The sequence below is a fragment of the Cupriavidus sp. P-10 genome (assembly GCF_003402535.2).
Taxonomy (GTDB): domain Bacteria; phylum Pseudomonadota; class Gammaproteobacteria; order Burkholderiales; family Burkholderiaceae; genus Cupriavidus.
The window spans coordinates 2,668,249-2,689,067 of record NZ_AP025170.1 but is presented as its reverse complement, the minus strand read 5'-3'; the positions used below and the strand labels follow the sequence as shown (position 1 = coordinate 2,689,067).

Annotated in this window: 19 protein-coding genes; 8 read left to right on the top strand and 11 right to left on the bottom strand. The window is 67.8% G+C overall.

What is annotated here, in order from left to right; all coding sequences use genetic code 11:
- Positions 1-100 precede the first annotated feature (100 nt).
- Entirely contained in the window at positions 101-1,294 is a 1,194-nt protein-coding gene (locus tag CTP10_RS12380; RefSeq protein ID WP_116320795.1) for an acyl-CoA dehydrogenase, read from the bottom strand.
- A 219-nt stretch (positions 1,295-1,513) separates the two neighbouring features.
- Between CTP10_RS12380 and CTP10_RS12375 the strand changes: the two genes are divergently transcribed.
- Positions 1,514-2,323 (top strand): IclR family transcriptional regulator, encoded by an 810-nt coding sequence (locus tag CTP10_RS12375; RefSeq protein ID WP_116320796.1) that lies wholly within the window; start codon positions 1,514-1,516, stop codon positions 2,321-2,323.
- A gap of 89 nt (positions 2,324-2,412) precedes the next feature.
- On the opposite strand, the gene kynA is transcribed toward CTP10_RS12375, so the two are convergent.
- From kynA to kynB, 3 genes are read right to left on the bottom strand one after another with little or no spacing between them, the layout of a single operon-like run.
- Positions 2,413-3,309, bottom strand: a complete 897-nt coding sequence (gene kynA, locus CTP10_RS12370) for a tryptophan 2,3-dioxygenase (protein ID WP_116320797.1) — start codon at positions 3,307-3,309, stop codon at positions 2,413-2,415.
- Between the two features lie 13 nt (positions 3,310-3,322).
- Entirely contained in the window at positions 3,323-4,579 is a 1,257-nt protein-coding gene (kynU, locus tag CTP10_RS12365; protein WP_116320798.1) for a kynureninase, read from the bottom strand.
- A gap of 36 nt (positions 4,580-4,615) precedes the next feature.
- The gene (kynB, locus tag CTP10_RS12360; protein WP_116320799.1) at positions 4,616-5,266 is read right to left on the bottom strand and encodes an arylformamidase; all 651 of its coding nucleotides are present in this window, start codon (positions 5,264-5,266) and stop codon (positions 4,616-4,618) included.
- 149 nt (positions 5,267-5,415) lie between these two features.
- Here kynB and CTP10_RS12355 point away from each other — a divergent pair, with 149 nt between their 5' ends.
- A complete protein-coding gene (locus CTP10_RS12355; RefSeq protein ID WP_116320800.1) occupies positions 5,416-5,901 on the top strand; it encodes an Lrp/AsnC family transcriptional regulator in 486 nt (161 codons plus the stop codon).
- A 19-nt stretch (positions 5,902-5,920) separates the two neighbouring features.
- On the opposite strand, the gene CTP10_RS12350 is transcribed toward CTP10_RS12355, so the two are convergent.
- Both CTP10_RS12350 and CTP10_RS12345 read right to left on the bottom strand, forming a co-directional pair.
- Positions 5,921-6,358, bottom strand: coding sequence for a MarR family winged helix-turn-helix transcriptional regulator (locus CTP10_RS12350; protein WP_116320801.1), 438 nt, complete (start codon positions 6,356-6,358; stop codon positions 5,921-5,923).
- Positions 6,359-6,375: 17 nt separating this feature from the next.
- Positions 6,376-6,936: a flavin reductase family protein gene (locus CTP10_RS12345; RefSeq protein ID WP_116320802.1), complete on the bottom strand. Its 561-nt coding sequence runs from the start codon at positions 6,934-6,936 to the stop codon at positions 6,376-6,378.
- A gap of 153 nt (positions 6,937-7,089) precedes the next feature.
- On the opposite strand from CTP10_RS12345, the gene CTP10_RS12340 reads away from it, so the two are divergent.
- From CTP10_RS12340 to msrA, 5 genes are all read left to right on the top strand, one after another.
- Positions 7,090-8,160 (top strand): peptidase M29, encoded by a 1,071-nt coding sequence (locus CTP10_RS12340; protein ID WP_116320803.1) that lies wholly within the window; start codon positions 7,090-7,092, stop codon positions 8,158-8,160.
- Positions 8,157-8,975 (top strand): alpha/beta fold hydrolase, encoded by an 819-nt coding sequence (locus CTP10_RS12335; RefSeq protein WP_116320804.1) that lies wholly within the window; start codon positions 8,157-8,159, stop codon positions 8,973-8,975. Before CTP10_RS12340 ends, CTP10_RS12335 begins: the two co-directional genes overlap by 4 nt.
- 80 nt (positions 8,976-9,055) lie before the next feature.
- The gene (locus tag CTP10_RS12330; RefSeq protein WP_116320805.1) at positions 9,056-10,309 is read left to right on the top strand and encodes an acyl-CoA dehydrogenase family protein; all 1,254 of its coding nucleotides are present in this window, start codon (positions 9,056-9,058) and stop codon (positions 10,307-10,309) included.
- Positions 10,306-11,862, top strand: a complete 1,557-nt coding sequence (locus tag CTP10_RS12325) for a class I adenylate-forming enzyme family protein (RefSeq protein WP_116320806.1) — start codon at positions 10,306-10,308, stop codon at positions 11,860-11,862. Before CTP10_RS12330 ends, CTP10_RS12325 begins: the two co-directional genes overlap by 4 nt.
- A gap of 112 nt (positions 11,863-11,974) precedes the next feature.
- Complete coding sequence (gene msrA, locus CTP10_RS12320) at positions 11,975-12,517, top strand: peptide-methionine (S)-S-oxide reductase MsrA (protein WP_116320807.1); 543 nt, start codon at positions 11,975-11,977, stop codon at positions 12,515-12,517.
- Between the two features lie 12 nt (positions 12,518-12,529).
- On the opposite strand, the gene CTP10_RS12315 is transcribed toward msrA, so the two are convergent.
- The 5 genes from CTP10_RS12315 to CTP10_RS12295 all read right to left on the bottom strand — a co-directional run bounded on the left by CTP10_RS12315 (position 12,530) and on the right by CTP10_RS12295 (position 19,743).
- Positions 12,530-13,597 (bottom strand): DUF72 domain-containing protein, encoded by a 1,068-nt coding sequence (locus CTP10_RS12315; protein ID WP_116320921.1) that lies wholly within the window; start codon positions 13,595-13,597, stop codon positions 12,530-12,532.
- A gap of 27 nt (positions 13,598-13,624) precedes the next feature.
- Positions 13,625-14,866 (bottom strand): SAM-dependent methyltransferase, encoded by a 1,242-nt coding sequence (locus CTP10_RS12310; RefSeq protein WP_116320808.1) that lies wholly within the window; start codon positions 14,864-14,866, stop codon positions 13,625-13,627.
- A 210-nt stretch (positions 14,867-15,076) separates the two neighbouring features.
- Positions 15,077-15,715: a pyridoxamine 5'-phosphate oxidase gene (pdxH, locus tag CTP10_RS12305; RefSeq protein ID WP_116320809.1), complete on the bottom strand. Its 639-nt coding sequence runs from the start codon at positions 15,713-15,715 to the stop codon at positions 15,077-15,079.
- A gap of 161 nt (positions 15,716-15,876) precedes the next feature.
- Positions 15,877-17,070, bottom strand: a complete 1,194-nt coding sequence (locus tag CTP10_RS12300) for an MFS transporter (protein ID WP_116320810.1) — start codon at positions 17,068-17,070, stop codon at positions 15,877-15,879.
- 339 nt (positions 17,071-17,409) lie between these two features.
- Positions 17,410-19,743 carry an AsmA family protein gene (locus CTP10_RS12295; protein WP_116320811.1) on the bottom strand — a complete coding sequence of 778 codons (2,334 nt, stop codon included), beginning with the start codon at positions 19,741-19,743 and terminating at the stop codon, positions 17,410-17,412.
- A 204-nt stretch (positions 19,744-19,947) separates the two neighbouring features.
- Between CTP10_RS12295 and tcdA the strand changes: the two genes are divergently transcribed.
- Positions 19,948-20,817: a tRNA cyclic N6-threonylcarbamoyladenosine(37) synthase TcdA gene (gene tcdA / locus CTP10_RS12290; RefSeq protein ID WP_116320812.1), complete on the top strand. Its 870-nt coding sequence runs from the start codon at positions 19,948-19,950 to the stop codon at positions 20,815-20,817.
- Positions 20,818-20,819 lie beyond the last annotated feature (2 nt).

Below are 20,819 nucleotides of genomic sequence, written 5' to 3'. Positions count from 1 at the left end.
CAGCCTCGTCGTCTCCTTGGTAGTGTGCTTGGCCCGGCTTTGCAGCCGGGCTTTTTTCATTTCAGGAGGTCCTGTCCGTAAGGGCCTGGTTCCGGATGCCTCAGAAGAACGCCTGGAGGCCGGTCTGGGCGCGGCCCAGGATCAGCGCGTGGATGTCGTGCGTGCCTTCATAGGTGTTGACCACTTCCAGGTTCACCACGTGGCGGATCACGCCGAACTCGTCCGAGATGCCGTTGCCGCCCAGCATGTCGCGCGCCACGCGGGCGATGTCGAGCGACTTGCCGCACGAGTTGCGCTTCATGATCGAGGTGATTTCCACCGCGGCGGTGCCTTCGTCCTTCATGCGGCCCAGGCGCAGGCAGCCTTGCAGGCCCAGCGTGATCTCGGTCTGCATGTCGGCCAGCTTCTTCTGCACCAGCTGCGTCGCGGCCAGCGGACGGCCGAACTGCTTGCGGTCCAGCGTGTACTGGCGCGCGGTGTGCCAGCAGAACTCAGCGGCGCCCAGCGCGCCCCAGGCGATGCCGTAGCGGGCCGAGTTCAGGCAGGTGAACGGGCCTTTCAGGCCCTTCACGCCCGGCATGATGTTCTCTTCCGGCACGAAGACCTGATCGAGCACGATTTCGCCGGTGATCGACGTGCGCAGGCCGACCTTGCCGTGGATGGCCGGGGCGCTCAGGCCCTTCCAGCCCTTTTCCAGGATGAAGCCGCGGATGTCTTCCTTGCCGTCTTCGCCTGCCAGCTTGGCCCACACCACGAACACGTCGGCGATCGGCGAGTTGGTGATCCACATCTTGGCGCCGGTCAGCTCGTAGCCGCCGTCGACCTTCTTGGCGCGGGTAACCATCGAACCCGGATCGGAGCCGTGGTTCGGCTCGGTCAGGCCAAAGCAGCCGATCCACTCGCCGGTGGCCAGCTTGGGCAGGTACTTCTGCTTCTGTTCCTCGGTGCCGAACTCATAGATCGGCACCATCACCAGCGACGACTGCACGCTCATCATCGAGCGGTAGCCCGAATCGACGCGCTCGACTTCGCGGGCGATCAGGCCGTAGCTGACGTAGTTCAGGCCGGGGCCGCCGTACTGCTCGGGGATGGTCGGGCCGAGCAGGCCGAGTTCGCCCATCTCGCGGAAGATCTCGATGTCGGTCTTCTCGTTGCGGAAGGACTGGAGCACGCGCGGCATCAGCTTGTCCTGGCAGTACGCCGCGGAGGCGTCACGCACGGCGCGTTCGTCGGCGGTGAGTTGCTGGTCGAGCAGCAGGGGATCGGCCCAGTGGAATTCGGCGTTGGCAGCCATGCAGGTCTCCTTCGGTGGCGCGGCGGAAGCGGGGCGTCTTGCGCGGGTGCTTCCGGAGTGGTTCGGTGAATCGTCGGCGGAGGATTTTTTGGTTCCGCATTGCGGAACTGTGTTCCGTTGAATTAGTATATCGCAAAGGCTTTGCCATGCAACAGGCAAAACCCCGAGCCACCGATGCCTTGTGCGATGAGCGGACAACCGCCCAGAGAGGAGCACATCTTGAACAGTCCGTCACTTTCGAACGACGCCCCGGCACCGGACACACCGGTACGTGAGAGCGATCCCAATTTCGTCACCGCGCTGGCGCGCGGGCTGGAGCTGTTGCGCTGCTTCCGTACCGGCGAAGCGATGCTTGGCAACCAGGATTTCGTACGCCGCACGGGGTTTCCCAAGGCCACGGTCAGCCGCCTGGCCGGCACGCTGGTGCAGTTGGGTTACCTGCGCTATGACGACAGCCTGGGCAAGTACGCGCTCGATGCGGGTGTGCTGGCGCTGGGGTATGCATACCTGTCGGCATCCGACGTGGTGGCGCTGGCACGGCCGCATATGCTGGCGTTCGCGCAGTCGTACGGCGTGTCGGTGTCGCTGGGCAAGCGTGAGCGGATGGAGGTGATTTATCTCGAGTCGATCCGTAACGACGCTGGCGTGATGCTGGGGCTGGGGGTGGGATCGCGGCTGTCGCTGGTGTCCAGTTCGATGGGACGGGCGTATCTGGCGGCTCTGCCGCCGGCGCGGCGGGATCGGGTACTGGCTGAATTCAGCCAGGCGTTTCCGGAGCAGTGGAAGCAGCAGGAAGGGCCGACGCGGGTGGCGTTGGCGGATGCGCAGCAGCGGGGGTATGCATCCTCATTCCGGGATTGGCATCCCGCTATCCATGCTTGCGCGGTGGCGTTCCGGCCCGTTGGGGAGAAGGATCTGCATCTGCTGAGCTGCAGCGCTTCATATGGGGCGGTGGAGGAAGAGGTTTTCCATCAAACGCTGGCGCCGGCGCTGGTGGCGCTGGCAGGCAGGTTGTCGGATGGGGTCTAGCTGGCTTGCGCCTGGTGCTTCTGCGTTGCGGCCAGGCATCCGACAGATGCCCGGCCGCAGCCGCCGCAGTCGGAGTGCGGCAGCAAGGATCAAAGATCCGTCCTCAGCTTCCAGAGCTCAGGGAACAACACCACATCCAGCATCCTGCGCAAATAGCTGACGCCCTCGGTGCCGCCCGTGCCACGCTTGAACCCGATCACGCGTTCAACCGTCGTCACATGCCGGAACCGCCATTGCCGGAAGGCATCCTCCAGGTCGACGAACTTTTCCCCCAGCTCATACAGTTCCCAGTGAGCGGAAGGATCGCGATAAACCTGCAGCCATGCCGCTTCAACCGAAGCGTTGTAGGCAGTAGGCTGCGTCCAGTCGCGCTCGACGCATTCCGCATCGATAGCAAACCCACGCCGCGCCATCAGCCGGATCGCTTCGTCATACAGCGACGGCGTCTTTAACGACGTCTCCACCAGCGCCAGATGCTCAGCCCGATGCGCATGCGGCTTCAGCATCGCCGCATTCTTGTTGCCGAGAATGAATTCGATCTCACGATACTGGTACGACTGGAAGCCAGACGACATCCCCAGGTAAGGCCGCATCGCCGAATACTCCGGCGGCGTCATCGTCGCCAGTACATTCCAGGCCTGCACCAGCTGGTCCATGATGCGCGACACGCGCGTCAGCATCTTGAACGCCGGCGGCAAACTGTCGGTCTTGACCGATTCGCGCGCGGCCCGCAACTCGTGCAGCATCAGCTTCATCCACAGCTCGGTGGTCTGGTGCTGCACGATAAACAGCATCTCGTTGTGGTCCGGCGACAGCGGGTGCTGTGCGCTCAGGATCTGGTCCAGGCCGAGATAGTCGCCATAGCTCATGTCCCTGGCGAAATCCATCTGCGCGCCATGCCAGCCATCGCCTTGCGCCGCCGGTTGCGCCGCCGGTTGCGTTGAAGCCGCCGCGCCCGAGAAAGGGCATCCCTTGAAATCACTCATGATGCGCTCCCGATCAGGTCACCTGGCCGCGCACCTGGAAGCGCGCGTCGCGATACGCGCCGCTGTCCAGCACATCGCGCAGGATTTCCACCGCATCCCAGACTTCAGCAAAGCTGGTGTACAGCGGCGTAAAGCCGAAGCGGGCGATGCGCGGCTCGCGGTAGTCGCCGATGACGCCGCGCTCGATCAGCGCCTGCACCAGTGCATAGCCTTCCGGATGCGCAAGGCTGACCTGGCTGCCACGGCGTGCGTGCTCGCGCGGCGTGACCAGCGTCAGCGGGTGCTGGCCGCAGCGTACCTCCACCAGTTCAATAAACAAGTCGGTCAGCAGCAGTGACTTGGCGCGCAGCACGCGCATATTGGTCTGGGCGAAGATATCCAGCCCGCATTCCACCATCGCCAGCGAAGTCACCGGCTGGGTGCCGCACAGAAAGCGGCGCACGCCGTCGACCGGGCGGTATTGCGGCTCCATCGCGAACGGCGCGGCGTGGCCCCACCACCCCGACAGCGGCTGCCAGAACGCGTCGCGCAGCGCCGGCGCGACCCACACGAACGCGGGCGAGCCCGGGCCGCCGTTCAGGTACTTGTAGGTGCAGCCGATGGCGTAGTCGGCGCCGGCAGCCTTCAGGTCGACCGGCACCGCGCCGGCGGAGTGGCACAGGTCCCATACCGTCAGCGCGCCGCGGGCGTGGGCCAGCTCGGTCAGCCCGGCCATGTCGAGCATCTCGCCGCTCTGGTAGTTGACGTGGGTCAGCATCAGCACCGAGGTGTCGGCGCCTACGGCGGCGTCGAGCTCGGCCGGCGAGTTGACCAGGCGCAGCGAGTAGCCCTGCTGCAACAGGTCGGCCAGGCCCTGGGCGATATAGAGATCGGTCGGGAAGTTGCTGGCCTCGGACACGATCACCTTGCGCGCCGGATCGCGCGTCTGCTGCACGCGCAGCGCGGCGGCCAGCACCTTGAACAGGTTGATCGAGGTGGTGTCGGTCACCACCACTTCATTCTCGCCGGCGCCGACCAGCGGGGCCAGCTTGTTACCCAGCCGCTGCGGTAGTTCGAACCAGCCGGCGGTGTTCCAGCTGCGGATCAGGCCATCGCCCCATTCCTCGGCCACTACCTGGGCGGCGCGGGCGGCGGCGGCGCGCGGGCGGGCGCCGAGCGAGTTGCCGTCGAGATAGATCACACCCTCGGGCAGGGCGAACTGGTCGCGCAGGGGGCGCAGCGGGTCTTGCTGGTCGAGCTGTAGACAATGCTCGCGGTCAATGGTCGTCATGTCTTGAAGGTGGTTATGCGTGAATCTTCGAGTTGTTCAGTCCAGGTTGCGCAGCACGGCGCGCACCGGGCTGGCATCGAGCCCGGCAAAGCGCAGCGGCAGCGCGATCAGTTCGTAGTCGCCTTCGGCGACGTCATCCAGCACGATGCCTTCCAGGATCGCCAGTCCGTGGCGGCGCACGGCGTTGTGCGCGTCCATGGTCTTGGATTCCTGAGGATCGAGCGAAGGCGTGTCGATGCCGACCAGCTGCACGCCGTGCGACGCGAGCAGCGCGATGGTGTCAGCGGCGACGGCACAGAAAGCGGGGTCCCATTGCGCCAGCGGCGCCTGCTGGTACGTGCGCAGCAACACGCGCGGCGGCAGGTCCCGCAGGGCGTGTTCGACATGGCGCGGTTCCACCACAGGCGATGCCCCGATGCAGTGGATCACCCGGCAGATGCCGAGGTATGGCGCCAGCGGCACATCGCCGATCGGCGCGCCATCGGCCGCGTAGTGCAGCGGCGCGTCGGCGTGGGCCCCGGTGTGCGGCGACAGCGTGATGCGGCCGACATTCACCGGGCAGTGTTCGTCCATCTGCCACGCGGGCGCTTGCTGGAAGGGGGTGTCGCCGGGCCACACCGGTGTGGCCGGTGACAGCGGCGGGCTGATGTCCCACAGCCGGCGCGGGTCTTGTCTGGGGGCGGTCATTGGAATGGGGCGGCGGTGCCGTCTTTTGTCTGCCTCGATGTCGGCATATTAGACAAATTCCCCGGGAAGAGGCTTGCGAAATGGGCCGTCCGGCACGCCATCTTTCGCATAAAATTCGAAGATCTGAAAAATCATCGCAGGAAATTCGAATGACCCTCGATCCCGTCGATTTACGCATCCTTAGCTGCCTGCAGGAGAACGGCCGCATCAGCAACCAGGACCTGGCCGACCGCGTGGCGCTGTCGCCTTCGGCATGCCTGCGCCGTGTGCGGCTGCTGGAAGAGTCAGGGGTGATCGGCGGCTACCGCGCCTGGTTTGACGCCGAGCAGCTTGGGCTGGAACTGGAGGCGATCGTGCAGGTGTCGATGCGCCATGACGTGGAAGGCTGGCACGACACCTTTATCGCCGCGGTGCAGGCCTGGCCCGAAGTGCTGTCGGCGTACATCATCACCGGCGACAGCAACTACATCTTGCGCGTGCAGGCGCGCAACCTGAAGCACTACTCGGACTTCATCGTGAACCGGCTGTACCGCACCAAGGGCGTGATGGATATCCGCTCGAACATCGTGCTGCAGCGGATCAAGACCGACAGCTCGCCGCTGGCGATCCTGAAGTCGGGTGCGGAGGGAGGCTGATGCTGCGCGGGCAGCGGCCTTAACGCTGGGTGTGCAGCGCGATCAGCTGCCGCAGCGTTTCCTTGAGCTGGGCCCCTTGCTCGGGCCCGAAGTCATTCAGCACCGCGCGCTCATGCTGCGCGGCGCGCTCCAGCAGCGGCCGGGCCAGCGCCAGCCCGTGCGGCGTGATCGAGATCAGCGCATGGCGGCGGTCGGTGGTGCCGGCGGTGCGCTTGACCAGCCCCTCGGCCGCCATGCGGTCGACCAGCTTGGTCAGCGTGGGCTGCTTGGTCAGCGTGATCTCGGCCAGCGCGCCGATGGTGCAGTCGGCGCGGTCGGCCAGCGTCGCCAGCACGCGCCATTCCGGCACCGACAGGCCGCGGGCTTCGACCTCGCGGTGGAATTCGCCGGAAATCAGGTGGCTCGCGCGGGCCAGCAGGTAGGCCAGGTAGCCATCGACGAAAGGCTGGTCCGACATCACGGAGCCGCGGCCGCTCAGGGCTCGAGCGGGGTGGTGGTGGAGAACTGGCCGCTCTGGAACACCAGCGGGCCGTCCGGGCCTTCGAGCACGCCGCAGCGCTCCACCTCGCCGACGAAGATCACATGGTCGCCCTCGTCGTAGCGGCTGCGGTTATGGCATTCGAACCAGGCCAGGGCGTTGGTCAGGATCGGCAGGCCGGTGGCCGACAGCCGATAGTCCACGCCAGCGAAGCGGTCGCCCTTCAGGGTCGCGAAGCGCTGGCACAGGTCCATCTGCGACGCCGACAGCACATTGATGATGTAGTGGGTGCCGTCGCGGAACATCGGCAGGCTATTGGTGCGGGTGCCCATGCTCCACAGCACCAGCGGGGGGTCCAGCGAAACCGAGTTGAACGAACTGGCCGTGATGCCGATGAACGGCGGCGCGCCGGCCGCAACCATTTCGGCGCTGGCGCGCGTGGTGATCACCGTGACGCCGGTCGCGAATTGCGAGAGCGTGCGGCGGAAGTGCTGCACATCGAAGTCTGGCGCGGCGGCGGCGTTGACGGTCCGTGGCTGGGCTTCAGGCATGCCCATGGGGGCTCCACTGGAGTTCATGAAATTTCATATATATTATTCCCGCCAGGGACAGCAACCAAGTCCGCTGACGGGCCGCCCTGCTAAAAGGGACGGCCGGCGCATAAAAATAACGCGGCTGATGCCGCCACGATAACAAGCAGGAGACAAGTCATGCTCATCGAGCAGATCGAACACCGCTGGCTGGCGGCATTCCGACGAACCCTGGAACTCTGTGCCCTGCAGGGCGCGGAAGTCGTTGGAATTGTAACGGAGTCGCAATCCCGCCCTGTCAACGTGGCCTTGGCCGAGCTGGCGGTGCAGTCGCTGGGCGCCACGCCGGTCCGGATCCAGGTGCCGACGCCGGCACTCAGCGCGCCGGCGCCAGTGCGCTCGACCGGCGCCAGCGATGCGCTGCAGAACCTTGCCCCGGTCGTCGCGGCGCTGTCGCGCTGCCACCTGGTGCTCGACTGCACGGTCGAAGGCCTGCTGCACGCGCCCGAGCTGCCGTTGATCCTGCGCGGCGCCGACGGCGTGGTGCCGCGCATGCTGATGGTCAGCAACGAACACCCCGAGATCCTGGAACGCTGCCAGCCCGACCCGGCGCTGGAAGGCACCGTGCGCGCCGCCATGAAGCGCCTGCGCGGCGCGAAGGAAATGCGCGTGCATTCCGCCGCCGGCACGGAACTGCGCATTGGCCTGGCCGACGCACGCGTGGGCGGCGTCTGGGGCTTCTGCAACAAGCCGGGGCAGGTCTCGCACTGGCCGGGCGGCCTGTGCCTGGCGTTCCCGGCCAGCCGCCAGGTCAACGGCACCCTGGTGCTGGCGCCGGGCGACGTCAACCTGACCTTCAAGACTTACCTGCGCGACACCGTGGTCTGCCATATCGAGGACGACTACATCGTCGCCGTCGAAGGGCAGGGCGTCGACGCCGACATGATGCGCGGCTACTACCAGGCGTGGGCCGACCGCGAAGGCACGCGCGACGCGTATGCGGTTTCGCACGTGGGCTGGGGCCTGAACCGGATGGCGCGCTGGGACGCGCTGGCTTTCTACGACAAGCGCGACTGCAACGGCACCGAGCTGCGCGCGTTCGGCGGAAATTTCCTGTTTTCCACGGGCGCCAACGAGGTCGCCGGCCGCCATACGCTGGGCCATTTCGACTTGCCGTTGCGCAACTGTACGGTCTCGCTCGACGGCCGCCATGAAGTGGAGGCAGGCCACTTGGTGGAGGTGCAGGCATGAGCGCCCCCAACCTCCGCAAGCACGCCAACGGCATCGCCACGCTGGAATGGGGCGACGGCCCGGTCGCGGTGGTGATGCTGCACGGCATCGGCGGCGGCAAGGCCGCGTGGCCGGCGCAGGGCGAAGCGCTGGCGCAGGCGGGCTACCGCGCGTTGGCATGGGACATGCCCGGCTATGGCGACAGTGCCATGATCGACCCCTATGACTTCGACGGCCTGGCCCGCGCGCTGGCGCCGCTGCTGCAGGCCGAGCGCGATGCCGGCCGGCGCGTGGTGCTGCTCGGCCACAGCATGGGTGGCATGGTGGCGCAGCAGGCGTACGCCGCCACGCCGGCACTGATCGACGGCATGGTGCTGTCCGGCACCTCTCCTGCCTTTGGCAAGGGCGACGGGCCGTGGCAGCGCGAGTTCATCGCCGCGCGTACCGCGCCGCTGGATGCCGGCAAGACCATGGCCGAGATGGCGGTGGGGCTGGTGCGCACGATGGTCGCGCCGGATGCCGATGCTCCCGCCGTGGCCTTCGCCACCGCCGTGATGGCCGCAGTGCCCGCGCTGACCTACCGCGCCGCGCTGGGCGCGTTGGTGCGCTTCAACCAGCGCGACGCGCTGCCGGGCATCGCCGTGCCGGTGCTGGCGCTGGCCGGCCAGCACGACACCAACGCCGCGCCCGAAGTGATGCAGCGCATGGCGCAGCGCATCCCCGGTGCCGAGTACCTCTGCCTGCCCGATGCCGGCCACCTGGCCTGCATGGAGCGGCCGGCGGCATTCAACGCCCCCGTCCTCGATTTCCTCCAGCGGCATTTCCCGGTGCGCTGAAGCGCGCGCCGGTCCACCAGTACCAGAAAACCAGAACAAAGGCGCCGCTTCACATCGACCGGCGCCAAGGAGACCGCGACATGCCATCCGGCCAGCTCGACTTCATTCCTGCCGTCGGTACGGCGGATTTCACCCCGCGCCAGGCGCACCTGCTGGCGCTGGCCAACCGCCTGGGCCGTGATCGCTTTGCCGAGCGCGCGGCCACCTGGGACCGCGAGGCCAGCTTCCCCTTTGCCAACTACGACGACCTGCGCGAAGCCGGGCTGCTGGCGCTGTGCGTGCCGGAAGCGTTCGGCGGCGAGGGCGCGGACTTTGCCACCTATTGCATGGTGGGTGCCGAGATCGGCCGCTTCTGCGGCGCCACGGCGCTGACGTACAACATGCATATCTGCTCGACCATGTGGACCGGAACGCTGTCCGATGGCATCGAGATGACGCCCGAACAGCGCGCCGAGCACGAAGCCCGCCGTGCGCTGCATTTCGGGCGCGTGGTGCGCGACGGCGCGGTCTACGCGCAGCCGTTCTCGGAAGGCTCGGCAGCGGCGGCCGGCAAGGCGCCGTTCGGCACCACCGCGCGCAAGGTCGAAGGCGGCTGGGTGCTGAACGGCCGCAAGATCTTTGCCTCGCTGTCGGGCGCGGCGGACTATTACGGCATCCTCTGCACCGAGGACCGCGGCGACCAGCATCCCGACATGCGCGATACCCTCTATATCGCCGTGCCGGGCAAGGCCGACGGCCTCACCGTCACCGGCGAATGGGACCCGATGGGCATGCGCGGCACGGTCTCGCGCACGCTGCTGCTGAAGGATGTGTTCGTGCCCGACCAGGAGCAGCTGATGCCGCGCGGGGTCTACTACCGCGCCGCGCAGACCTGGCCGGCGATGTTCTTCACGCTGTCGCCGACCTACCTGGGCGTGGCGCAGGCCGCCTACGACTTCACGGTGCAGTACCTGCGCGGCGAGGTGCCGGGCCAGCCGCCGGTCAAGCGCCGCATGTATCCGACCAAGCAGATCGCGGTGGCGCAGATGCGCATCCAGCTCGAGACCATGCGCTCGATCTTCTGGCGCGTCATCCATGAAGCGAAACCGAACCCTTCCAAGGACGAGCGCCTGCGCCTGTACGCCGCGCACTACACCGTGATGGAAGGCGCCAACGACATCGCGCGGCTGGCGATCCGGACCTGCGGCGGGCAGTCGATGCTGAAGGACCTGCCGCTGGAGCGCCTGTACCGCGATTCGCGCTGCGGCGCGCTGATGCTGCCATGGACCGCGGAACTGATCCTGGACCGCATGGGCCGCGAAACGCTGTACGAATCCGGCGAGCGCGACGAATGAGCGGCGCCCGCCCTGGCTCCTCGCGTCCCGGCGCCGCCGGACTCGGCGCGCTGCCGGCCATGCTGTGGGCGCACGCCGACGCGGCGCCGCAGCGTCCCGCGCTGCATTACCTCGGCCGCACCTTCAGCTACGGCAAGCTGTGGCGCCGCGTGGAGCGCGCCAGCGCCCACCTCGCGGCGACATGGGGCATCCGCCCCGGCGACCGCGTCGGCACGCTGTGCCTGAACCATGAATTGCAGCTGGTGCTGCTGTTCGCCTGCGCGCGGGTCGGGGCGATGTTCGTGCCGCTGAACTACCGGCTCGCCGCGGCCGAGCTGCAGGCCATCGCCGGCCATGCGCAGCTGGCGCTGCTTTTCCATGATGACGCGCATGCCACGCTGGCGCCGGAGGCCGGTGATCGCCAGTGCCGGCTGGCGCATCTGGAACGCATCATCGATCACCCGGCGCCGCTCGTTGTTAGCTTCCCGCATGTTGCCGACGACGCGCCGCTGCTGCTGGCCTACACCTCGGGCACCACCGGCAGGCCCAAGGGCGCGGTGCATACGCAGGCCGGCCTGCTGGCCAATGCCCGCGCCAGCTGGTGGGCGCACGGCATGACGCAGGACGACCACGTGCTGTCGGTGCTGCCGACCTTTCATGTCGGCGGACTGTGCATCCAGACGCTGCCGGCGCTGCTGGCCGGTGCGCAGGTGACGCTGCATGACCGCTTCGCGCCCGGCGCGTGGCTGGCGTCGGTCGCGCAATCGCGCCCAAGCCTGTCGCTGATGGTGCCGGCCACGCTGCGCGCGGTGCTGGAGCATTCCGGCTGGGGCGACGCCGACCTGTCGCCGCTGCGCGGCGTGATGGCCGGTTCGTCGACGATCCCGCGGTCGTATATCGACGCGTTCCACGCGCGTGGCGTGCCGCTCGGACAGGTCTATGGCGCGACCGAGACCGGACCGGTGTCGGCCGTGCTGAAGCTGGAGCATGCCATGGCGCGGCCCGGCTATGCCGGCTGGCCGGTGCCGGAGGTGGCCGTGCGGCTGGCCGGCCCCGACGGCGCCGAGGTAGCGCAGGGCGAGGTCGGCGAAGTGTGGGTGCGCGGCGCCAACGTCATGGCCGGGTACTGGAGCCAGCCCGGCGATGGCCTGCCCGGCGATGGCCTGCCCGGCGGCTGGTTCCACTCCGGCGACCTGGCCCACCGCGATGCCGACGGCTGCATCGAAGTGGTCGGCCGCAGCAAGGACATGATCATTTCCGGCGGCGAGAACATCTACCCGGCCGAGATCGAAAACGTGCTGCTCGGCCTGCCCGGCGTGCAGGAATGCGCGGTGGTGGGCGTGGCCGACGCGCGCTGGGGCGAGGTGCCGGTGGCGGTAATCGTGCCGGCGCCGGGCGCCGACCGCGCGCCGCTGGCGCCGGCGTCGGTGCGCGCGGCGCTGGCCGCCCGCATCGCCCGCTTCAAGCTCCCGCGCGAGGTGGTGCTGCTGGATGACCTGCCACGCAGCGCGCTGGGCAAGGTGATGAAGCCGCAGCTGCGGGCGCTGCTGGAGTCGCAACGCCGGACTGGCTGATCTGGCAGGCCAGCCGCATGGCCGATGCGCGCGCGCCCGTCTGCGCTTATGCTTGAGGTCCGTGACACCGGACAACCAAGACATACACATACCAGCCAAGGGAGCGGCGCACATGGAACAAAAAGTTGATACGGCCACGCTGGGCGGCGGATGCTTCTGGTGCCTGGAGGCGGTCTACCAGCAGGTCAAGGGCGTGGTCGCGGTGGAGTCGGGCTATACCGGCGGCCATGTGGATCACCCGACCTACCAGCAGGTGTGCGAAGGCGCTACCGGCCACGCCGAAGTGGTGCGAGTCACCTTCGACCCGTCCGTGATCACTTTCCGCGAAATCGTCGAGATCTTCTTTGCCATCCACGATCCGACCACGCCGGACCGGCAGGGCAACGACGTCGGGCCGCAGTACCGCTCGGTGATCTTCACGCATTCGGAAGCGCAGCGCGCCGTCGCCGAGTACGTGATGCGCGAGCTGGACGCGGCCAAGGTATTCGATGCCCCGATCGTGACCCAGGTCGAGCCCGAGCAGCCGTACTGGCGGGCGGAAGAGGGCCACCAGAACTACTTCCAGGACCACCCGAGCCAGGGCTACTGCGCCTTCGTGATCTCGCCCAAGCTGGCCAAGTTCCGCAAGCAGTTCGCCGCCAAGCTGCGGGTGTAGACGCGGCGCGGCTCAGAGCCGCGCGGCGATGGCCTCGGCCAGTCGCACGATGCTGGCTGGCGCGCAGCCCTCGGCATTGTTGCTGACAATAACGATGGCGGGCTGGCCGGCGCGCAGGGTGCGCGCCACGACGTCGGCGATGGCGTGGCGCGTGTCGGGATCGTCGTCGACGATGCGGTCGAACGGCGTGTACAGCTTCTCGGCATACGCGTACGGCCGGCCCGCATGCAGCATCCAGCGCAGCAGCAGCGGTCCCGGCCCGTCTTCGTCCATCAATGCCTGCGCGGCGGCCTGGCGCGGCACCGGCGGCAGCCGGTCGCGCGCCGACAGGCAGAAGCGCACGCCGTGGCGGCGCAGCAGCTTGATATAGCGCGGCGTCAGCAGCGCCGGGTCGCGCAGTTCGACGGCATGGCAGGCATGCGGCGTGATGGACGGGTCCAGCGGCGGCAGCGCGCCGAGGAACGCGTCGAGCCGCTCCAGGAACACGCCGCTGTCCGCCAGGCTGCCCATCGGCGACAGCTGGAACAGCAGCGGCCCGCACTTGCTGCCGAGGCCCGCGGTCGCCGGAGCAATGAAGTCGCGCACCGCGATCTCCGCATCCAGGAACGCCGCGTTGGCGAGCCGGCCAGCGCCGTCCGAGCCGCGCAGCCAGGCGTCGCAGACGCTGGCCGGCGCCTTGACCACGAAGCGGAAACCGTCAGGCACCTGCGCCGCGTAGGACAGGTAGTCCGCCAGCGGGATGGGCCCGTAGAAGCCGCGATCGATACCCGCCGCGCGCAGTAGCGGATGGCGCGAGTACGCGGCCAGTCCCTTGCGCGACAGCACGCTGTCGCCGTACTCGCCGCCATAGACCAGGTGGTTCCAGCCGGGGTACGCCCACGACGAGGTGCCGAAGCAGAGGTTGGCGGGCAGGCGCGCCGACAGCGCGCGCAGTGCGTCGTCCACGGTCGCGGGCTGCACGCCCTGGGCACGGACGGACTTTCCGGGAGGGACGGGAGGGTTGGCGCCGGCGCCCCCGGAAGGGGCGGGGCCTCGCTGCGGGGCGGGAATCGGCAGCCCGCCAAACAGGTCTTCAGTCAGGTCTTCGGTCAATCGGTTCGGTATCGTTCAATCGTTGCCCCCGATGGGCTGCTCATAAATATAGCGGCGCGACCATGGCACCGTGCTCGCCGACATCCTGGCCTTGTGGCAGACCACCTGGTAGATGGACATCTTGTCGGTCTCGAATGCATGCGAGCAGCCGGCCAGGTAGACACGCCAGATGCGGTACTTTTTCTCGCCGACCATATCGCGGATGGTTTCGCCATTCGCCTCGAAATTATCGGCCCAGTGGCGCAGCGTCTGCGCGTAGTGACGGCGCAGAAGTTCCACGTCGAACGCTTCCAGGCCGCCTTGCTCCAGCGTCTTCAGCACCAGCCCGATGTGCGGCAGTTCTCCCTGCGGGAACACGTAGCGCCCCATGAACTCGGCACCGTCCATCGGCGTCTGGCCGTTGTCAGGATCGGGCGAGGTGATGCCGTGGTTCATCGCGTAGCCGTCGTCGGCCAGCAGTTCGCACATGCGGCGGAAGTACCCGGGCAGGTTGTCCTTGCCCACGTGCTCGAACATGCCCACGCTGGTGATGCGGTCGAAGGTGCCGCTGGTGTCGCGGTAATCCTGCAGCCGGATCTCGATGCGCTCGGACAATCCTGCCGCCCTGACGCGCTCGGTGGCCAGGTCGAACTGGTTCTGCGACAGCGTGATGCCCACGCAGCGCGCGCCGTACTTCTGCGCGGCGCGCAGCACCAGCGCGCCCCAGCCGCAGCCGATGTCCAGCAGCGTCTGCCCGGGCTGCAGCCGGATCTTGGTCAGGATATGGTCGATCTTCTTCAACTGCGCGGTGGCCAGGTCCTCGTCGCCATTCTCGAAATAGGCGCACGAATACACCATGCCGGGATCTAGCCAGAGCTTGTAGAAGTCGTTGGAGACGTCGTAGTGGTACTGGATCGACTCCCGGTCTTCCTGCTTGGTGTGCGAGAAGTGCTGCGCCACCTTGGCCAGTGCACCGCCGGCTCGCCGTGTGGCGGCCGACGACAGGCCGTAGCCGACCTTGATGATGTCGGCCAGCCTGCCGTCAAAGTCGATCTTGCCCTGCACGTAAGCCTCGCCCAGGTTGTCCAGGCTTGGCGACAGCAGCAGCGGCAGTGCCGCGGCCTCGCGCACGGTCATCGTGACCTGCGGCTTGTCGAAATGGCCAAGGGCATATTCGGTGCCATTCCACAGGCGCAAGCAGACCGGCAGGTTGGCATTGTCACGCAGATCGGCGATCCAGTTGTCGAGTTGCTTTTCCAGGGCTTGCTTGAAAAACATGCGCTCTACCTCCCGATGGTTGCGGCACACGCTCGACCGATCCTCTGGACAAGGCAGGTACTGCCCCGAGCCTTGACCCGAGTCCGCCGCGAGCGCTTGGTAAAAATCACCAAGCGACGCCAGTCTCACTTTAGTCGAATTCCGCAGGCAGTGCAGCGCACCCTCGGGAAGCCCCGGGGACAGACCCGTTCGGACCTCCGTGGCCAGCCGTCAGGGCGACAGGCGCACGATCTGCCAGGCACCGCCCGGCTGGACACGGAAGACGATGCGGTCATGCAGGCGCGACGGGCGCCCCTGCCAGAATTCCAGCGCGGTCGGCACCAGGCGGTAGCCGCCCCAGTGCGGCGGGCGCGGCGGGTTGTCGCCGAACTTGCTGCGGTATTCCAGCTCGCGCTGCTCCAGCACGTCGCGGCCGGGCACTTCGCGGCTTTGTTCGGAAGCCCACGCGCCCACGCGCGAGCCCAGCGGGCGCGAGGCGAAATAGGCATCGCTCTCGTCTTCGGCAACTTTTTCGACGATGCCTTCCACGCGCACCTGGCGCTCCAGCTGTACCCAGTGGAACAGCAGCGCGGCGCGGGGGTTTGCCGCCAGGTCCAGGCCCTTGCGGCTCTCGTAGTTGGTGAAGAAGGTGAAGCCGCGGTCGTCGATGCCCTTGAGCAGCACGATACGCGCGGAGGGCTGGCCATCGGCGCCGACGGTAGCCAGCGTCATGGCATTGGGTTCAGGCAGCTTGGCCGTGACCGCTTCGTCGAACCAGCGCTTGAACTGGCTCATCGGGTCGGGGGCCACGTCGGTTTCGGTCAGCGAGCCCAGGACATAGGTACGGCGAAGGTCGGCGAGTTGAGTCATGTCGCAATCATCAAGGAATCGGTCGGGATGCGCGGTGTGCCCGGGGGCGGGGGCGCAGGTCCGGCTGATTTGAGTATAGCGAATGCGCCGGGGGGCGCATTTGCGCGCCGGCAAGGCGTGCGGGCGTCGTCACCGCGGCCACTGCCACTGACGGCGCGTGTTCAGGCCGGCGGCAGCGCCCTGCGGCGGCCCTGGCGCCGCGAGTAGTAACCCGCCACGCCCATCGCGCCGGCCATCGACAGGAAGATCGGCAGCATGCCGAGTGCCGTACCGACCACGCCGAAGGTGAGCGGCCACACCACCTGGCTGGTATTGAGAAACGCCGAGCGCAGCCCCAGCGCCTCGCCGGCACGCCCATGCGGCGATACCGTGTGCAGGATGTTCATGACATTGGGCTGCGCGCTGCCCAGCGCCAGCCCGAGTACGAAGGCCAGCCCGCACATCAGCCAGAAGTGCGTGACGAACGGGTAGACGAGGTAGGCCAGCGCGCCCACCAGCAGCGCGGTGCGGATGATCTTCCACTCCGACAGGCGGCGCGACACCACTGGCATCGCCACGCGGATGATCAGGGTGGCAATGGCAAAGGCGCCCAGCACCCAGCCGATCGACGACGGCGACAGGCCGATGCGCGAGCCCTGGATCGGGATCAGGAAGGCATGCAGGTCCCAGGCCGCCGACAGCACCGCGCTGGCGACAAAGACGGCGCGCAGCTCGGGATACTGCAGCAGGTCGAGCGTGGAACGGCGGCTGCCGTCCTCGATGGCGATGTGGCCGGCATTGCCGCCTTGCGCCGGCAGCCGCGGGCGGACCCACTGCAGGCCGGCTTGGCCGACCAGTGCCACCGCGACCAGCACGGCAAAGGCGGGACGGAAGCCGGCATGCTCGATGACGTAGCCCATTGCCACCGGCCCCAGCGTGCCCGACACCGACAGTCCGAGCGCATGCCAGGTGTAGTTGCGCAACCGCGTCTCGTCGGTCGAGACCTGGCCGATCAATAGCTGCATCGCGACCTGGACCAGCATGAAGCCGACGCCGATCAGCGCGCACGACAGATACAGCGCGTCAAGTTCATGCCACAGCGCCGGCAACAGCGTGCCGGCAACCACCATCAGCGAGCCGGCGGTCATCGGCTTGCGCGGGCCGATCTCGTCAATGCGCTTGCCGGCGCGGATGGCCAGCAGCATGGGCAGCAGCGCATACAGCGACATCAGCACGCCGAGCGTGACGGTGGAAGCCTTCAGGGAAATGGCGAACAGCGACACCACCACGCGGCTGGCGTTGAATGCCACGTGGTTGCACACCGTCAGCGCGATCAGCCAGGTGATCGGCGGGACGGCGGCGTGCGGCAGCGACATGGGGGCAGGCGAGTGGTGTCGTGAGACCGCGCTCGTGGGCGGCCGGCGGCCGTGCCGAGGCGGACATCAAACGGAAACAAAGGGCGGCCGGAGCCGCGCCTTCCGAAGGACACGGACGGGCGAGCCCGCACCGCATCCGATGCTTGCCATGCTTAAACTTCTTGTAAATGGCCGTTTAATTATGCGCCGCATGTAGGCGCGTTACAACGGCAATATGCGACGGGATGTCGCAGAGGGCGCAAGTGTTGCGATTTCGCTTCAGACAATGGAAGACATGTCGCGGGGTGGCAACAGCGTGGCCGACGCGGGCTGTGGCAGGCGCCGCAGCCCTGCGTCGGCTCAGCCGCCCTGGTACAGCGTGGCGTCGTTGCTCGGGCGCTGCGGCTTGCGTGCTTCGCGCTCGGCAGGGCGTGCGGGCTGGCCGGCCTGCGCCTCGGCTTGCGCAGCAGTGCCGGGGGTTTCCGGCGGAATCGGCCTGCCGGCGGTCATGCCCGCGGTGCCGCCGGCCTTTGGATCCTTGTAGGTCTTGCCGGGAGGTGGCGCGACCGGGCGCTTGCGCAGGTCGGCCAGCAGTGCCGCGCATTGGGTCTTGTCGCCACCGGAGGACAGGTCCACCAGCGGCAGCACCGCGGTGGCGACTGGCGCCAGCAGCGCCAGCGACAGCGCGCCGCCGGCGCGCAGCGCCAGCACGCCGATGTCGGGGCTGACGGTCGGCTTCTTCATGGTGCCGCCCACGTACAGCGGCGAGCGCAGGGAAAAGATGCGCAGGCCCTTGGAATCCGGATGGATGGTCAGTGCCAGCCGCTCGTTGCGCAGGTCGATGCCGCCGGTGGTCGTGATGACGGCGTCGTCGGTATCGAGCACAAAGGTGCGCGCGCGGGCGATGCCATTGGTGAGGGCAAAGTCGCTGACGCCGCAGTTGATCTGCACCGGCTTGTCGCCGAACAGCTTGTTGATTACCAGGCTGCCCACGTTCAGGCCGATCGCTTCCAGGATGAACTTGCTGACGGTGCCGTTCTCGACCAGCAGCTTGGCCTCGCCATTGGACGACCCCAGCAGCGCCCCGACCGAATTGCCGGTCGCCGACAGCCTGGCGCTGCCATTGAGTTCGCCGATGCTGGCGCGCATCAGGTCGACGGTGGGGAACAGCTGCTTGAGCTTCATGTGGCGCGCGGTCATGTCGACCACCGCGCCCATCGGCTCGCGCTTGCCGTCAAGGCGCACGGTCGACACCAGGTTGCCGCCGGCCACGCCGAAGTTGAGCGGATCGAGCAGCAGCACGCCATCCTGCAGCTTCACGTGGGTGACCAGGTTGGTGATCGGCAGCTCGGCGTCGCGGATGATGCGCTTGCCGGTGAAACGCACGTCGGCGTCGATCTTGTCCCAGCGTTCGGTGTGGAACGGCGCCACCGGCAGCGCCTTGTCGGGCGGCTGCCGCACGACACTGTCCTTGGCCGGGCGCCCGGGCTTGGCATCGGCGCCGATCAGCGGTGCCAGGTCGACGAAGCGCAGCTGGTTCGACAGCAGCGTGCCGGCCAGCAGCGGGCGCGGCTCGCGCTTGGTAAAGGTCAGCGTGCCGGAGATGTCGCTGCCGCCGACGCGGCCGGTGAACTTCTGGTACTCGTAGATCGAGCCCTCCTTGCGCAGCGTGGCCATCAGCCGGCCGCGGGTTTCATACGGCGGGGTCGACGGCAGCACCACGCCGGTAAGCGCGTACAGCCTGGCCATGCTGTCGCCGGCCAGTGTCAGGTGGACGTCGACCGCGGCCAGGTGCGCGGGATTGGTGATCGTGCCTTCAATGACCGCGCGGGTGGTGCCGACGCGCACATCGGCCAGCAACGGGAAGGGCACGTCGGTATTGCGCAGGCTCAGCACCGTGCCGGCCTTGCCGCTGGCGTTGATGGTGGCGTCGTTGTAGCGGCCGGTGGCCTTCCAGCGCAGCCCGTAGCGGTCGGCGCCGGCGGTGGCAGAGGCCGGTGGCCCGGAGGCCGAAGGTGCCGATGCGGCCGGGGCAGAGGCTGCGGCGACAGCACTGGCTGGCGGGCCCGGCGGGACCGCGGATGCCTGCGGCCCGATCAGCGCGCCGTCGCGCGCCTTCTCATACAGCGGGTTTTCGCCGATGGTATCGAGCTGGGCCTGCAGTTCGATCTTCTTGAGCTGGTCCGACAGCGCCAGGTTGCCGCGCGCCAGCACCACCTCGCCGATATCCAGCTCCCATTTCGACGGGCCTTTCTTGGGGCCGAACTCGAGCGTCCAGTTGTTGCGGGAATCGGCCAGGCGCTCCAGCCATACTGCCGGGCTGTCGACGACGATGGTCGGCACGGCAATCTGGTGCGCCAGCAGCGGAATGGGGCGCAGCACGAAGATCAGCTCGCGTACGCTGGCGAGGTTAGGCTCCTTGGCCCAGTCCGGGTTGCCGATGGTGACGTCGCGTGCCGACAGCCGTGGCCAGGGGACCAGCGTATGCCAGCCCGTCTCGCCCTCGCCGCGGCGCCACGTCACGGTGAGGTCGCCATTGATGGCAAAGGGACGGCCGATGGCCTCCGACACCTTGTCATTGAGCCAGGGCTTGAGGCGGTTCCAGTCGAAGGTCAGGATCAGGACCACCAGCAGCGCGATCAGCGCTAGCGGTGTCAGCACACTCCACAGGACGACCTTGCGGCGCACGGGCATGAGGCGGGCTCCTCTATGGCGGGCAGGTTCGCTGGCGCCGGCCGCCTGCAAAGGCATTGCGTGGGGCGGCGAACAGACCACTGCATTGCTATTGTATAGTTGCGCGCTTCCTGTCTTTGTCGGGGATTGGCTGACATCGCCGCCGGATAATGCCGGCTTTTTGTGCCGGTTTTTACGCCACCCCAAGCGATCCGAGTCTTCAGCATGAACGATGCCGCACACGACCTGGCCGGCTTGCCCGAGCCGCTGACCCACGAAAGCCCGGCCGACGACGACTACCACCGCCGCTTCGGTGGGGTGGCACGGCTTTATGGTGCCGCGGGACTGGCACGGCTGGAGGCGGCGCACGTGTGTGTGGTCGGCATCGGCGGCGTCGGCAGCTGGGCTGCCGAGGCGCTGGCGCGCAATGCGGTCGGCCGCATCACGCTGATCGACCTCGACCATATCGCGCTGTCCAATACCAACCGGCAGATCCACGCGCTGGGCGACGCCTATGGGCGCGCCAAGGTCGAGGCCATGGCCGAGCGCATCGTCGCCATCAACCCGCGTTGCCGGGTGACGCAGGTCGACGACTTCGTCACCACCGACAACGTGCCGGCGCTGCTCGGCGCCGGCTATGACTACGTGATCGACGCCATCGACGCCGTGCGGGTCAAGACCGAAATGCTGGGCTGGGCGCGGCGCCAGGGCGTGCCGGTGATCACCTGCGGCGGCGCCGGCGGCCAGCTCGATCCCACGCGCGTGCGTATCGACGACCTGGCGCGCACGATCCAGGACCCGCTGCTGGCAAAGGTGCGCGCCGGGCTGCGCAAGCAGTGGGGCTTCACCCGGGACCCCAAGAAGAAGTTCGGCATCGCGGCGGTCTATTCCGACGAGCCGCTGCAGTATCCGGAACCCGAGCAGCAGGCCTGCGAGATCGACGAGGCGCCGCCGCACGATGGGCACGCCAGCCATCCGGTTGCTGGCGGGCCGCAGGGGCTGGCCTGCGCCGGGTTTGGCTCGTCGGTGGCGGTAACGGCGGTATTCGGCTTCGTGGCGGCGTCGGCGGCGATCGGCGCGATCGTGCGCGGCTGAAG